Source organism: Roseimaritima multifibrata, from assembly GCF_007741495.1.
In the GTDB taxonomy this organism is placed as follows: Bacteria; Planctomycetota; Planctomycetia; order Pirellulales; family Pirellulaceae; genus Roseimaritima; species Roseimaritima multifibrata.
The window spans coordinates 646,743-661,551 of record NZ_CP036262.1 but is presented as its reverse complement, the minus strand read 5'-3'; the positions used below and the strand labels follow the sequence as shown (position 1 = coordinate 661,551).

Below are 14,809 nucleotides of genomic sequence, written 5' to 3'. Positions count from 1 at the left end.
GCAATCGTTGCTTTTCCAACCTCCAGGCAGAACTCAGTAAGAGATGATCCGAGACAAGCCCCAGTTCTCTACACGTTTTCGGCGTCCCAAAGAACGAAGCCAACCGCACCCAGGTGACCCGCATTAGCATGCGTATGCTGAAATCAGGATGGGGATGCCGAGGCGATTTGTCGAGCCAATCATTTTTCGCGAGTCCACAGTGGTCCGCCGCGGTATCGTTTTCCGATGGGGTATCGCTCGCTGGGCGTCACAGCGCCCTCCATCATGGCTTCGATCCGCCGCACAATTTCGGGATGGTTCGCAGCGATGTTGTGGGATTCAGAGACATCGCTCGCGAGATCGTAGAGCTGGAGATCACTTCCCGCTCCCTGCCGAATTCCCTTCCAATCTTTCCAGCGAACCGCCTGATCGTAACGGGCTCGGCAGTGCCCGTAATCCCAATAGAGAAACTCACGCGTCGAATCGAGTTTTTTGCCCTCCATGACATCCACGACGGAAATCCCATCAATGCCCTGCGGCGGACTTACGTCGGCCAATTCCGCGAAGGTCGGCAACATATCTTGAAACGCAATCACTTCCTGATTGGTTTGGTTGGCGGAAATGGTTCCGGTCCAGCGCGCGATAAAGGGAACGCGAATGCCACCTTCGGTCAGGTCCCGTTTGTAACCACGAAGCGCCCCATTTGTTTTGAGTGGTTTGGGCACAGACCAATGGCCACCATGGTCGCTGGTGAAGATGACCAAGGTGTTCTCGTCGAGTTCCAGTTCACTAAGCAGGTCCAGGATTCGACCCACATCGCTGTCCAGCATGTTTATCATGGCGGCATACTTCTTGGAACGCTCATCCCAGTCTCGGTCGGAGTAGGGAGCTGTCGTGGGAACGGTAAGGCCGTCAGGGTCTTCATCTTTGGCAGCGAAATGTGGCAACGTCCACGCGACATACAGGAAGAACGGACTGGCTTGAGATTCCCGGATGAACTGGAGGGCGCGATCGGTCAGAAGGTCATGGCTGTAGTGTTCTCTTGAAGCCGCGTTACCGGTCAGCTCAAACCTGCCGTCGTCATCGTCGAGGTATTCTGGGTAGTAATAGTGGGCGTGGTCCTGATTGAGATAACCGAACCAGGAATCAAACCCTTGATGAGTCGCTCTGCCCACGGACCCGGCATCTCCCAGCGACCATTTGCCCACTCCGCCGCAGCGATAACCGGCAGGCTTGAGGACTTCTGCAATCGTGACGTCGTCCTCCTGAAAGTAGGTGCTGTAGTGTGGCACGTTATCCCGAGCAGGGGTGTGTCCGTTGTGCAGACCTGTCATCAGGACGCTTCGAGATGCGGTGCAAACGGGCGCACCCGCATAGGCTTGAGTAAACCGCATTCCGCTGGCGGCCAATTGATCAATTCGCGGCGTCGAAATCAATTTCTGACCATAACAACCAAGATCGCCGTAGCCGAGATCATCTGCCATGATTAGCACAATGTTCGGTTTCTGCGACGTCAAGCTTAAGCCACCGTCACCTTTCACATGCGCTTTTTGAGACGCTGCAGGCAAATCCTCTGCAACAGTAGTTTGGGGACTCGGCGGTTCCGCCCACACGTCCAGACCATTGGTTGCAAAAAGCAAGCAGAAGACGATACTCGTGAAAACGTGATTCATGGTTTTCCAGAATCCTGAAGAGCGAAAGTCATGACGGATTTTGCCGCAAAATTCGGAGCGTCCATTGATCCGACGATGCGTCGCAGAGCAGCGATTCTGCATGATTGCATTTTCTTGAAGGGATGAGTGGATGGGAAATTGATTGTCTGTTTTGACGAACTAAATTGCAAGTAACAACTATCGGTGGCCAGGAAAAGGGGCACAACTCTTTGCGGAATCCCCCCTGGCCTTCTATCCCTAAAAAAACACCAAGCCCCAAACACAATGACGAGGCAAACGCGATCTACCACGCATTGAACCGTGGCAATTCGCAGAACCAACGCAAAAGAGTCCTGCCCACTTTTCTGATCTTAGATTTGGCCACTGGCTAACCAGCTCGCAAACCGCACAATGGCGAAGCCATGGCAGGATAGAGCCTGGGACGCAAGTCCCAACAGCACCGAGGATACAAACCAAAGTCGAAAAGCGACGACAGAATTAGCCAGCCCTTGCGTCCAAGTCCCGGCAGGGATCACAGCAGGTTGGCCGTGGCGTGAGTCCACCCCGAAGCCCACCAAAACCCCCGCGGGGCGGCAGCAATGGAGCTCAGACATCCTGCCCGCGAATCACACCAATTACGCGAATGCCATCATCCACTCGCAAGCTGCGCTATACAAACCAACCAAGTTCAGCTCCCATCTTCCGAGCGCACCAGTCCCGGCAGGAACGACAGCAGGTAGCCCATTCGGGTGCGATCAAAGGGGTCAGGCCTCTTTGTTTTGAGATTGCTTGGGAAAACGGACTCTTGGCCGGCCTCGGGGGCGCATTGTTGATTCGAGTTTGAGCCGTCTGGCAATGGTATTTACCCAGCCTTCATCGCCCAGCAGTCTTCCTCGCTGCGCTGACAAACGAACCGCATCGAGCTCGGATTGCGTAAGCGGCTCGTTGACTCGATCGCCCCAGTTGGGAAGCCGCGAAATCGGCCATAGAGAAAGCAGCTTCGGCTCGCAAAGCGTTGCGTTCAACCTATCGACAAACAATAAAAATGGCCTCCTCAGAAGAATTTGTGGGTGATATGGGCGAAGCACTTATTCACCACGAATACAATTCTCTTCGAAAGGGCACAGTCGCGAACGCGACGGCATGCGAAAGCCTGGGACGCAAGTCCCAGGAACATGCCCCCTAGCACCTTAAGAGTCGCGAACGCGACGGCATGAGGTTGCGTGCAAGACAGATAAACCGGTCAAATCAAAGAGGCCTGACCCGAATGGCACTTAATCCGCGACAAGTTGTTGGTACGTCAGGCGTTAGCATCGATTGACAGCAAGGGGCTTCACCTGCGATGAGTTTGGATATCTAACCTCCCAAACACATCAAGCAAGGAAGCCCCCTGTGTGCTATCAATCGTTTGATTCGTTTCGCAATCGAGTCCATCACGCTCGCCAGTGCGGCGACTTGTACTTCGCGTCCCTTCTCTCCAAAGAGACTATCGCGTCGGCCTTTGGTGAGGCAACCTCGATTCTGGACGCGGCTCGAGTTTACAACACCTCGGTGACCCTGTGGGTGTTTTTATCGCAAGTAATGAGCATCCACCATGGTTGTGTCTCGGCAGTCACCAAGCTGATCACCTATCGAGTCGCCAATCGTCAACGATCATGCTCGGCGCAGACCGGTGCATACTGCATCGCCCGTGACAAACTCGACGAGTCTGCGATGCATCGCCTGGTAACGTCCAGCGGACAGGCAATCGAAGCCAAGGCTCCTAATCATTGGCTGTGGTTAGGACACCGAGTGATCACCGCCGATGGTGCGACCGTCACGATGGCGAACACGCGTGACAACCAGGCCGAATACCCGCAACTTTCCAGCCAAGCACCAGGCTGTGGATTCCCGATCCTGCGCGGCGTTGTCTTGTTCGCTTTGTCCACTGGAGTCGTACTGGAGATGGCGACGGGACGGTACAAAGGCAAGCTCACCCACGAAGTGAGTCTATTTCGGCAGATCGATCAAATCATTGAAGAAACCGACGTTTTCCTTGCCGATCGCGCGTATGCGGGGTGGTTCGAAATGGCGCGAGTCATGCAGCGCGACGGGCATGTAGTCGTTCGTAAACATCCAATGCGCAGGAGCGACTTTCGGACCGGCATTCGATACGGAAAAGACGACCACTCAATCCAAATCGCTAAGCCATTACGCCCGGCTTGGATGAGCGTCGAGGAGTACAAAACGTATCCCGACTTCATCACGATTCGCGAGATCAAGATTCGTATTGCCAACACAGGATTTCGAACACGCGAGATCATCGTTCACACGTCGCTTTTGGATGACACTAACTACACCAAAGAAGATATCGCAACTCTGTTTCGCAGGCGATGGCAAGCAGAGCTGAATCTGCGAAGCCTCAAGACGATCATGCAAATGGAACATCTGCGCTGCAAGAAACCGCATCGCGTTCGCAACGAGATTCGTGCGCACATGCTCGCCTACAATCTGATCCGCGGCGTGATGGCCGAGGTCGCGATAGAGGGCGACGTGCAACCTTGGCAAATCAGTTTCAAGTCAACGCTCACGACGGTGTCGGACATGCTGCCGGTGCTGGGTCTGATCAGTAACGTTGATGAACTGTGCGAAGTGCTGTATCGCTGCTGCTTGCAGCACGTCGTCGGCAACCGTCCGGATCGCTACGAACCCAGGGTGCTCAAGCGACGGCCAAAGATCATGCAGAAACCACGCCACGACTACAAACCCGGTGAAGCATAGGACTTACGCGGATTAAGTGCCATTCGCTCCTGACCCCTTTTCTGTGGGCTCACTTCGGTTTGACGATTTCGGCGGATCCTGCGATACCTCGAAACGCACCGATGATTTGGTTGTCTCCTGCTGCACCGGCGTGATAGTGGTAGCCGCGAACGTCGTCGTAGTGCCCGCTGCACTCGTCCAGGCCTTCTGGCTCCTTGCCGACGGTGTCCAAGTGAGCGTAGATGCCAAAACCATCCAGCGCATATCCGATCAATGGTGAGTGCCCGTCCGACTGCTCGATCTCTTTGGTCTTCCCCGTGGCAGCATGGTAGTGGTACCCGGCGTGTGGATTGACGTGTCCGCCTGAATGATCAAACGGCGCGATCGTGTGAGCTTTGATGATCATGTGAATCGGTGCTGGCGGATCGTACTTGACGCCGTTGAACGCGACTCCAACTGGGGAATGTCCGTCGCCGACCCGATGGAAATCGGTCGTGACCGATCGATAAACCGGGCTCACTGGAATCACGTACACGTTGTGGTAGCTCTTCCACTCAACCACATCCGGCGGACACTCGACCGCGTAATTTTCGTAACGAGGATCAACGTTCGGTCGCGCGGCCAAGTTGAAAGCCTCTTCCGTATCGGTCACTTTTATGCTTCCATCTTCCCGCACCAAATTCCATTCAGGATCATCGTAAAGCTCATCCAGGTGAGCGACAAATTCACCAGAAACGTTGTAGACGTGCCCATCCTTGATCCAAATACCCCCTTTATCCTCGCCATCGGTCACGTGTTTGGGTGCCCATGGACCGAGCGGATGATCCGGAGGAACGGCTTTGGTGGTGATCACATAACATTCCGCTTGGCTCCCGTCACTGAGTGTCCGCATCTCCTTCCGAATCGGCTCGACCAAGCTTTCCTCGACAAAGTGATCGGGATTCACTGCCTGAACGACCTTTTGAGGGATCGTTTCGCCTCTCGGCCCGCAGCCAGAACCGAAGGAGAGCAAACCGAGCATCAAGGACAGAGTCAAAAGCCTCGGCTTGAAGCGATGGATCATCTTGGAGTTCCTTCAGGTTGGGTGATGTGATTTGAAAATTCGGTCAATCGTCAACCAAGCAGTGCAACCAGGACTACCAGGGATACAACGTAACGAATCAAGCTGTCGAACTCGATTAGCGATCCCCCACGAAGGGAGCCTCTACGTACCGCAGTGCGAGATTGGCAGACGCCGAGGGCCAAAGAAAACAGATATTCACCGAGATTCGAGAGGAATCAGGCAATTCTCGATGGCCGCTTTTCCCGCCCCCCGCTCAGGGGAACGATCCAGAACAAGAGCCGAAACCGCGAAGAACTGCTGGGCTTCAACACCATCACGCACACCGATCAGACGTCGCGAACAAAAGCCAAAATTCTGAGAATTTCGAACTAGCCAACACCAGTTTCAAACGGCTGAATCGTGCGCGATCACTAGCTCTACCGGATCATTTATAAAGCTGTGTTGTTCGTGCCATGTTCCCAAACATGTGGTACAGCACGCTGCCGGGCAGGCCGCCGTAAGTGAAGCCGCGTGTCGTGTGACTGGGGGCGTCGAAGTGAAATTCGTGCCACGTCATTCCCCCATCCGTACTGCGCAGAATTCCGCGTCCATGCAGTGTGCTGGTTAGCATTACGCTGGGCTTCACGGGATCGACGTAGAGTGGACCGCCGTCCAGCCGGGCGAGCTCATTCCAAGTCTTCCCTGCGTCAGTGCTTTTGAGCAGCTTCGAGGGCCGCTGCCCCTTGTAGCTCCAGTAATTCTCGTGCTGTCCATCGTTGACAAAGAGCGTGCTCTCATCCGTTGGGTGATGAGCAAGACCGTCGACTCCATCTGCGGCATAAGTGATGCCCCAGGTCAGACCACGATCGTGACTGGCATAAAGTCCGTTACGTTTCAGGCATTGCAGATAAACATGCTGCCCGCTCGGGGAGGTCACCAGGTTGAGCCCGTTCTTTGCCTTGAGCGTATGAACCCACGTCGCGCCACCGTCTTCGCTCCGCAAGACACCAAGCTGGTAATTAGACAGATAGATGATATTGGGGTTTATGGGATCGAAGCAGAGATCCCCCATCTCGGCATCACTCAGCCATCTACCCCAATCGCCGCCGAACTTTTTTTTCACATCAAGAACGAGACGCCAGGATTCGCCACCATCATCGGTACGATGTAAACGGGGATGCCGAGTGCCGCCATGGCCATGGATGATGGCGAACCAAGTCTCCGGCTTCGTCGGGTGAGCTTTAACGACGCTACCGTCGTGATTCTGCCACTTGTCATCCCACCACTCCGGTTGAATTCGCATTGGTTGCCAGGACTTGCCGTCGTCACTGGTTTTGAAGACACCTTGATCTAAGGCTGCGACCATGGCTTGGTGCGGGGAATGGGGACTCACGGCGGCACCTTGGAAATAGCAGAGCACTTGCAGCCCTTCGGTGCTACCCGTCCAGCTCACACCATCGTCCGTGCTCCGACACATCAACGAGCTGTCGCACTTCAACCAAACGTTTCCATCGGCAGTGACCGCGAGCGCACTGCACTTGCCTTCCGGCGAGGCATACCGATTCATGCCAGCGTAACTGCCTCGCTGCCAATTTGTTTCGATACGATGCCGAGTCCATGATTCCCCCCAATCCATACTCACCACCGTCTCGCCGAGCGCCCAGAGCATGACCTTGCCTGATTTGGAAACCGCCAAGCCTCCGGCGAAGCGGAGCCCGGGTTTCCATTGATGCCGGGTCTCTTTGATCACGACAAATGTTTTGCCACTATCTTCGCTGCGATGCAGTCGTCCCGTGGAATCAAACGCATAGAGCGTGCCATCATGCCCGGTGCCCGCGGGTGCGGCACATGCATTCAGGATAATGCTGGTCGCAAGCTTGGTTGACCAAGAATTGCCACCATCGTTAGAAACCGCGAGCCCCGCGGATGGGCGACAGGCGACGCATAACGTGCCATCGGCAAGGCAAAAAGGAAACGCGGGCGTGTCGCTGCTATTCTGTGCCACCGGCGGCTTGGTTAGTTCACTCCAAGTTGCGCCGTGATCGCGGGACGTACGCAACACACTTTCATGATCGAGCGCGAATACCGTCCCATCATTCGCGACCGTCATCGCGTGACCGACGCCGGTCCGCTTGTCATTCCCCGGAGCAGGCGGATTGCCATACGAGGCCTGCCAACTCACACCGCCGTCCTGACTACTCCAGATCATGCCGCACACACCCCAGTACATTCGGTTCGGCTCGGTGGGATCAATGGCAAACTGCCGGTTATGCGAGACGATCTGCTTCCGAGCCACCACACCACGCTCGACGTCCGAAGACATCTTCCGCCACGTCACGCCGGCATCCTGCGAGCGAAACAAGCCGCTCAGATCCGTCATCGCCCAGACTTCCTGTGGATTCGTTGGATGGGACACGACATCCTCGATCCAGCCGCCACCACCGGGACCGAAAGGCTGCCATACCGGTGGGGCTGCGGCAAGACTTTGTTGACCTATGCCCAGACAAAGAAGAAACAGCAGACAACAGACCGCTGCCACACCGCGCAAGTGGTACGCGATGATTCGTTTTGGTGCGAGCAGGTGGGACATGGAGTTCACAGACGTTGAGTTTGGCAAGAAAAATCAAAGGTAGTGCTTTTCATGTGAAAAAACTCTACCGCATCGTCATCGGCCCCATTTTTACGACTTCGAAGTCGCTGCCTTTGACTTGCCGAATTGGGGTCAGTTCATCATGCACCCAGCGATCGTCGGGAGCGCCGCTGACAAACCAGTCGCCACCGTTGTCGGCCAGAATCATGCCGTACGTTTTTAATCCTTCGAGGAGTACTCGCGCCGGGCCGCTGAACTTGGAAGTGTCAAAATCCGCTTTCAGTCGCACTCTCATGCCCATGGGGGGCAAATCTGGATCGTTGTGTTTGCTCGCGAAATGGGAGGCCGGGAAAACGTAGGCGCGGCGAGACTTTTTCACTGTAAATCGCAACGCGTGCGTCAACTTCTTTTTCACACAAAGTTCATCGTAGCGAGCCAGGCCAGGCAGGATCGGCAACCCTGCAGCATCGGCGCTAGTCCAGCCTGCGGGACGCGGCTTCAGATCTTTCAGATCAAATATCGCACCACTACTCGCTTTCCAAGACTTACCGCCGTCGATGGGGAACGCGTGAAACATCTCGTAAAGACGCCAGTTATCTTTGTCCAGGACAATCACATGACGGTCGCCAGCCCCTTCCGGGCCGCCCTCGATAGGAGCATTTGGCGGAATGGGATAGGGTCCTGGATCACTTTCGCCCGCATAGGCAAACGCCACGGGCACCTTGGGCTGGTCACCGCTGACCACGTAATACGGGATGCCGCCCGGCGCCCCCTTCCAGATCAGACCGAAGTCTTCATGCAGCCTCGTCTGAGCACCGATCTTGGCAATGATGGCGTCGCTTCGTGGATCGACCGGGTCTTTTGACACATCGCGATTCCACTCGTCGCCAGCTGGCATGAGAAGAACGCCACCAAGGTCCGCATTTGGGCCCACCGGGATCTGCGGATGCTGTGCCAACGCAGCAGTGGCGAACAGTAGGAAAGGAACAAGTAAGGCTGTTGAATGCATGGTGCGTTTACCAGGGTTTGAGCGGTTGGTTTCGGGAAATGCCGCGAGACCGATCATGCCAGACGCGGTTTTGGACTCTCCGATTGGTGCCAGCCATTGAAAGACGACCACTAACAGGTTTGGCATTTTTTTGAACTTCTTCAGCAACAAGGAGCCAAACGGCCCAAGCAACTATGGTAACCGGAGTCCGCAAGATCTCGCAGTGAGGATCGCCAGAGCGTGGAAAACCTCGCAGGTCCACCTTCTGGCGAAGGTAGCTACGGGGTTCTTGGGGTGGCTATGAGGAAAGGGGTTTCCCTGGCCGGGACACCAATCGCTTGTCCTATTTTAGGACCAATCGAAGAAGCCTATCGACTGAAGTTTGCTTTGCAGGGACTTGGCTTCTTCCGCAGTCAATTTTCCTTGAGGTAACCGGCAGCCTCCTACGTCGATGCCTTTCATTTTAAGGACAGCTTTCATCGCGGGATGAAAGGGGTACAGGTTGATGGTGCGGATCATTTGGATCGACAGCCCCTGTAGACGACGGGCTTCCTGCAGATCTCCTTTTTCGAATGCTTCGATCAGGCGGGCATACAACGGTGCGGCGATGTTATAGGTACTGCCGATCGCCGCTTGCGCTCCTGTTGCTAAGGCGCCCAACAACATTTCATCGCAGCCCCACACCACATCGAATCGCCCATCCTGCAACTCAAAGCACTCCTGGAACTCATGCAGCGCGGTGTCGGTATATTTCAGTCCGACCAGATTCGGGATCCGTGCGACCCCTTCGGTCAAAAACGGAACCATGTCGATCTTGGATCCGGTCAGCATCGGAATGTGGTAATAGTAGAAAGGAAGTTCCGGGGCTCCTGACGCGACTTCGGCCATGCTGTCGACCAACCCGCCAACCGTTCCGACTTTGAAATAGGAAGGGCAGGTCGCGGAAATCGCGTCGGCGCCGACCTGTTGTGCATGGGCTGCCAACTGCTTGGCATCGTCAAGGCTATTGTGCCCCACCTGAACGATCACGGGGACTCGGCCGGCAGCCGCGGTGACGAAGGCATCGGTCACCGATCGGCGATCTTCACAGCTGAGCGACATCCCTTCTCCGGTGCTGCCGCAGACGTACAGCCCCGTGACTCCGCTACCGAGCAGATGCTCCACCAACGGCCCTACCTGCTGAAGATTTAAGCGACCATCCGCATTCAGCGGGGTATAGGTTGCGGCAATAAGGTTACTCAGCTTGAACTGCGACATGGTGACCTGGGGGATCGGATGGATTGGTGGGCGGGGATGGTGATTTGAACATTAAAAGCAACCGTCATGTTATTCGATTCGGCCCTCTACCTGCATAGGCGGTTTCCAAATACGTTACGGACTTGCCAGCGGTTGCCCGTTCATCGCCATCGTTTGCTTCTTTCGCAGCTAAAATACAGGTACCGAAGTTGCCCGCCAAACGATCCGATCTGTTTATTATTTCGCTGCTTGGGGCCTTAAGTGTCGTCAGTCCGTTTGCAATTGATGTCTACCTGCCCGCGTTTCCCGAACTTGCAGCCGAATTTGGCGTCCCCAGCACCACCATCGCGCTGACTCTATCCAGTTACTTCACGGGGTTGGCACTTGGGCAGATCATCTACGGACCTTTGCTTGACCGATTCGGACGCAAGAAGCCGCTGACGTTTGGGTTAAGCCTGTTTGTGATCGCCTCGTTAGGCTGTGCGTTTGCCCCCAACATCAACGCATTGATTGGGCTGCGTTTCATCCAAGGCTTGGGGGGATGTGTCGCTCAGGTAGCTTCGATCGCAATGGTGCGTGACTTCTTCCCACGCAATCAAGCGGCTCGCGTGTTGTCCCGCCTATTTCTGTTCATCGCGGTTTCCCCGCTGCTGGCTCCGACAATCGGCAGCCTAATCATTCAGTTTGCAGGCTGGCAATCGGCGTTTTATGCGTTGGCGTTAATCGTCGCAGGCATTTTGGCTTTGGTTTTGACACTCCTTCCCGAGGGGCACACGCCCGACCCTGACATTGTGCTTAGGCCCGGACCGATCTTTGCCGAATATTGGTCGATTTTTCGGCACCCACGATTTTCTACCTATGCCGGAGCCGGTGCATTTTCGTTCGCTGGCTTGTTCACGTATGTGGCGGGGTCCCCCATTTTATTTATGGACGGGTTCGGCGTCGGAGGCACCACCTACAGTTTGATCTTTGCGTTTCTGGCAGCAGGATTTATCGGGGCCAGCCAAGTGAACGTGCTTCTCCTTCGCCGCTACTCCAGCGAACAACTGTTCCGTTGGTTCCTCACGGCCCAAGTCGCATTTGCCCTGTTGTTTCTGGCGGGGAGTCTTGCGGGAATCCTGGGACTGGCGGGAACCCTGGCTATGATGCTTGGGTTCTTGGGCTGCATTGGGATCACCAACCCGAATGCTGCGGCATTGGCGATTGGCCCGTTCAGCAAGAACGCCGGTAGTGCCTCGGCCCTGCTGGGCTTTTTTCAGCTGGGGGCCGGAGCGATCATTTCGACCGGGATCAGTGCTGCGTCACCGGAAGACCAATTGCCAATCATCGCGATTTTCGGAGCCACTTCTGCGATAGGGCTGGTCATCCTGCTGCAAGGTCAAAAGCGAGCGTTTGCCTGTCCGGTCGAAGAAGAGCCCAGCGAAGTGGCAGAACCAGGCCAAGATCGCCTGATGCCGGTCGAAACACGATAGTAAGGGCAAACGCCTGAGAGAGTGTTCTCGCAATCGCTTGGGCTGCGCCCCTTTATAAAACGGGCTGTCGTTTTTTGGACTGTCGGTTTTCGCTCTAATATCTACTGGAGATTCACCCGCACTTTCCTAGCGAACCGCGACTATTTTCCGCTGATCTAGCCCCAATCGGCTGTTTCGCTAAGATGGGCGAGGTAAATGACTCCCGCCACCCCCCTCAGAGCCCCTTAAAACCGATGTCGCAAACCGATCCGAGCAAGATAGAGGTTGACGGAATTCCGATCGACCTCCGCAATCCTGCTGTTGCGGGCATCCTGGCTTGGCTATTCCCAGGGGCAGGGCACTTTTATCAAAAACGCTATGCAAAAGGCGTCCTCTACATGGCCTGCATCCTGACCACCTACGTGGTCGGGTTTATCGTCGGTGGAGCCCACGTGGTTTACGCATCATGGATTCCTGGCGACAAACGCTGGCATTACGTTTGCCAACTGGGCGCCGGTGCGATTGCGATGCCCGCCCTGATCGAGGGCTACCGGATGAAAAACGCCACCCAACAGTTTGGCGACGGCGTACGAAGCCCGCTCAGTTACGCCACCGACCCTGACTGGAAACCTCTGTTTGGAGGATTGATGGCCCCCCCACGCCGCCCGGTTATGGAACAATCGGCTGACGAAGTGTCCGCATGGTACGCACGCCAAGGGGCAGGCTACGAAATGGGGACTTGGTACACAATGATCGCGGGGATCTTAAATATCCTGGTGATCTACGATGCCTGTTCCGGCCCGCTATCGACCCCGATCAGCGGCCGCAAGAAAAAAGCCGCGAAGGACGAAGACGAGACCCCAAGCCCTAATTCAACGGAGAAGTCCTCATGATGTCGATCTCCCCGACGTACCTGCTGTACTACCTCCCATTGCTGGTTTCGATTTCGCTCGTCTACGGAGCGACGCGGCATGAAGACATGACATTGATCCTTAAACACGCCGCTTATACGGCGTATTGGATCACCAGTTTCATGGGCGTTATTTTCTTAATCCTTCTTGGCATCGGCTATTTGGTTTCCTAAATGCACGTCATGATTCTGGGTGCTGGCACCGTCGGAACCTGGGTTGCCGACATCCTCTGCCGGCAGGGACACAGCGTAACGGTTGTCGACCAAAATGCAGAAAACGTTCGTCGTATCAACGCCGAACTGGATGTACGTGCCGTCCAAGGAAATGCGTCGCAAAGCACCGTCTTGTTTCAATGCGGCGTGGCGGCTTCGGACATCTGCTTAGCTTTGACCGGAGAGGACGAAGTCAATATCGTCGCGGCCAGCATGGCAAAGGCTTTAGGAGCCCGCCGGACGGTCGCACGAGTCTACGCCCCGGCATTCCGAGACCTCAGCACGTTCGATTACCAACGTCACTTCGGAATCGACCGCTTGCTTAGCCTGGAGCAGTTGTCGGCGACCGAACTGGCTAGAACGATTCGTAATCCAGGAGCCATTCCCCTGGAAAACTTCGCCCGTGGGCAACTGGTCGTTTACGAAATCGAAGTCGCCGCATCCGCCCCGGCCGTCGGCACAAAACTGAGCGACCTTAAACTTCCCAGCGGAGTTCGCGTCGGATCGATTTCACGAGAAAACCGGATGTGGATCGCCAGTGCAGGGGACGAACCTCGCGCGGGTGACCAGATCAGCCTGATCGGCATGCCAGGCGACGTTGCCGATGCCCACGACCTGTTCGATCGAGAGAAACGTTTTCCGCGCAAGCAAGTGATCATGATCGCCGGCGGAGGCGAAACAGGATACCACTTGGCCCAATCTCTGGGCGAACATCACTTCCACGTGATCCTGCTAGAAAAAGACGCCGAGCGCTGCGACTACCTCAGCACTCAATTGAAAAACATCACCGTCCTTCACGCGAGTGCAAATCGTCGCATGATTCTGGAGGACGAAGGAGCCGGTAAAGCCGATTGGTTTGTCGCGTGCACCGGCAACGACGAAAACAACATCATGGCCTGCGTCGAAGCTCGAGAATTAGGGGCCAAGCATGTCCTCTCGGTCGTCGGACGTGCGGACTACGCAAACGTGGTGGAAAAACTGGGGATCGACCTCGCGGTCAGTGAACGCGACGTCGCCGCCCGGCAGATCCTCGGCCACCTGCACGAAGGATCCGTGATCAGCCACAGCAAATTGCCCAACGGGTCGATTGGCGTCTACGAGCTAGAAATTCTGGAAAACTCCGAGGTCAGCGGGAAACCACTCTGCGATCTTCCTCTTTCGGGCAACTGCTTGGTCGCAGCGATTGACCGAGACGGTTTTGTCAAAGTCCCCAAAGCGTCCGACCAACTGATCCCCGGCGATATCGTGGTCGCGTTGATCGACGAAACGGTCTCCCAGGAAACGCTCAAGCTGTTCCAGGCGTAGCGGATTCGGCAGCCCGGCGAGTGCCGCCGTAGCTACGCTCGCCAGAGCGTGGATCGACCGGCAATCCGTCAACAATCGTTTTCACGCTCCTCGCAAAAGTTGCATCGCGGAGCGTTTTTGTGCGGAGCGAAAGGCTAAACAGCCTTAGCGGCTGGGTGCTTACAGGCCCCCGTCTCGGAGAGACGGGGCGATTTATGATTTAGCGGTTTCCTAGCGGAATGCAGTGGTGTGGCAAACATTGACTAACTAAACGTCCTGGCGCAGCGTCCCCTTGTCGGTTTATCCGACAGGAACGAGAGATTTGAAATTAGAAGCGGTTACCCTCAGCGTATCGCCTGCGGTTCGGCTTGCCGCTGAAAGCGGCAAGCCGAACCGCAGGCCGGAGTTATTTGAAACATATGACAGCTGATCTAACTTCAAATCTTTGCTTCATGCCAGGCAAGCTGGCATGGGGCCGATTCCATTTGGAGAGCTGCAAATCGCTTACTTATAAATCACACGTCTCGGAGAGACGCGGCTACGAGGCGACGGCAGCTACGTGAGCACCGTAGCGACGCTCGCCAGAGCGTGGACGAACCGGCAATGCGTCAACAATCAATTTCACGCTCCTCGCAAAAGTTGCATCGAGAGAGCGGGTTGGGAGTTTTGCGGATGGACAATCTGCGACTCCAAGGGAGTTACAATAAGGTGCGTGGTTTTGCTAC

The 14,809-nt window shown here is 55.6% G+C and carries 10 protein-coding genes; 5 read left to right on the top strand and 5 right to left on the bottom strand.

The features are described from left to right. Positions 1-179: 179 nt before the first annotated feature. Positions 180-1,652, bottom strand: a complete 1,473-nt coding sequence (locus tag FF011L_RS02520; RefSeq protein ID WP_145349978.1) for an arylsulfatase — start codon at positions 1,650-1,652, stop codon at positions 180-182. A gap of 1,371 nt (positions 1,653-3,023) precedes the next feature. On the opposite strand from FF011L_RS02520, the gene FF011L_RS02515 reads away from it, so the two are divergent. Continuing rightward, positions 3,024-4,391 (top strand): IS4 family transposase, encoded by a 1,368-nt coding sequence (locus FF011L_RS02515; protein ID WP_218932973.1) that lies wholly within the window; start codon positions 3,024-3,026, stop codon positions 4,389-4,391. A gap of 49 nt (positions 4,392-4,440) precedes the next feature. Here FF011L_RS02515 and FF011L_RS02510 read toward each other — a convergent pair whose 3' ends face one another. The 4 genes from FF011L_RS02510 to FF011L_RS02495 form a co-directional block, all read right to left on the bottom strand. Further along, complete coding sequence (locus FF011L_RS02510; protein ID WP_145349974.1) at positions 4,441-5,433, bottom strand: YHYH protein; 993 nt, start codon at positions 5,431-5,433, stop codon at positions 4,441-4,443. Between the two features lie 424 nt (positions 5,434-5,857). Then, positions 5,858-8,002 (bottom strand): WD40/YVTN/BNR-like repeat-containing protein, encoded by a 2,145-nt coding sequence (locus tag FF011L_RS02505; protein ID WP_145349972.1) that lies wholly within the window; start codon positions 8,000-8,002, stop codon positions 5,858-5,860. 64 nt (positions 8,003-8,066) lie between these two features. Next, entirely contained in the window at positions 8,067-9,137 is a 1,071-nt protein-coding gene (locus FF011L_RS02500; RefSeq protein WP_218932972.1) for a hypothetical protein, read from the bottom strand. Between the two features lie 201 nt (positions 9,138-9,338). Beyond that, positions 9,339-10,247, bottom strand: coding sequence for a dihydrodipicolinate synthase family protein (locus FF011L_RS02495; RefSeq protein WP_145349970.1), 909 nt, complete (start codon positions 10,245-10,247; stop codon positions 9,339-9,341). 188 nt (positions 10,248-10,435) lie between these two features. Here FF011L_RS02495 and FF011L_RS02490 point away from each other — a divergent pair, with 188 nt between their 5' ends. The 4 genes from FF011L_RS02490 to trkA all read left to right on the top strand — a co-directional run bounded on the left by FF011L_RS02490 (position 10,436) and on the right by trkA (position 14,105). Further along, the gene (locus FF011L_RS02490; protein ID WP_145349968.1) at positions 10,436-11,698 is read left to right on the top strand and encodes a multidrug effflux MFS transporter; all 1,263 of its coding nucleotides are present in this window, start codon (positions 10,436-10,438) and stop codon (positions 11,696-11,698) included. Between the two features lie 233 nt (positions 11,699-11,931). Further along, positions 11,932-12,570, top strand: coding sequence for a DUF6677 family protein (locus FF011L_RS02485; RefSeq protein WP_145349966.1), 639 nt, complete (start codon positions 11,932-11,934; stop codon positions 12,568-12,570). Then, positions 12,567-12,761 (top strand): hypothetical protein, encoded by a 195-nt coding sequence (locus tag FF011L_RS02480; protein ID WP_145349964.1) that lies wholly within the window; start codon positions 12,567-12,569, stop codon positions 12,759-12,761. Before FF011L_RS02485 ends, FF011L_RS02480 begins: the two co-directional genes overlap by 4 nt. Then, positions 12,762-14,105, top strand: coding sequence for a Trk system potassium transporter TrkA (gene trkA / locus FF011L_RS02475; RefSeq protein ID WP_145349963.1), 1,344 nt, complete (start codon positions 12,762-12,764; stop codon positions 14,103-14,105). Positions 14,106-14,809: the final 704 nt, after the last annotated feature.

Bases quoted from the DNA above. Each gene is read 5' to 3' on its own strand.
- FF011L_RS02500 (WP_218932972.1), bottom strand. From the start codon at position 9,137: ATGCCAAACCTGTTAGTGGTCGTCTTTCAATGGCTGGCACCAATCGGA.
- FF011L_RS02510 (WP_145349974.1), bottom strand. From the start codon at position 5,433: ATGATCCATCGCTTCAAGCCGAGGCTTTTGACTCTGTCCTTGATGCTC.
- FF011L_RS02520 (WP_145349978.1), bottom strand. From the start codon at position 1,652: ATGAATCACGTTTTCACGAGTATCGTCTTCTGCTTGCTTTTTGCAACC.
- trkA (WP_145349963.1), top strand. From the start codon at position 12,762: ATGCACGTCATGATTCTGGGTGCTGGCACCGTCGGAACCTGGGTTGCC.
- FF011L_RS02495 (WP_145349970.1), bottom strand. From the start codon at position 10,247: ATGTCGCAGTTCAAGCTGAGTAACCTTATTGCCGCAACCTATACCCCG.
- FF011L_RS02480 (WP_145349964.1), top strand. From the start codon at position 12,567: ATGATGTCGATCTCCCCGACGTACCTGCTGTACTACCTCCCATTGCTG.
- FF011L_RS02505 (WP_145349972.1), bottom strand. From the start codon at position 8,002: ATGTCCCACCTGCTCGCACCAAAACGAATCATCGCGTACCACTTGCGC.
- FF011L_RS02485 (WP_145349966.1), top strand. From the start codon at position 11,932: ATGTCGCAAACCGATCCGAGCAAGATAGAGGTTGACGGAATTCCGATC.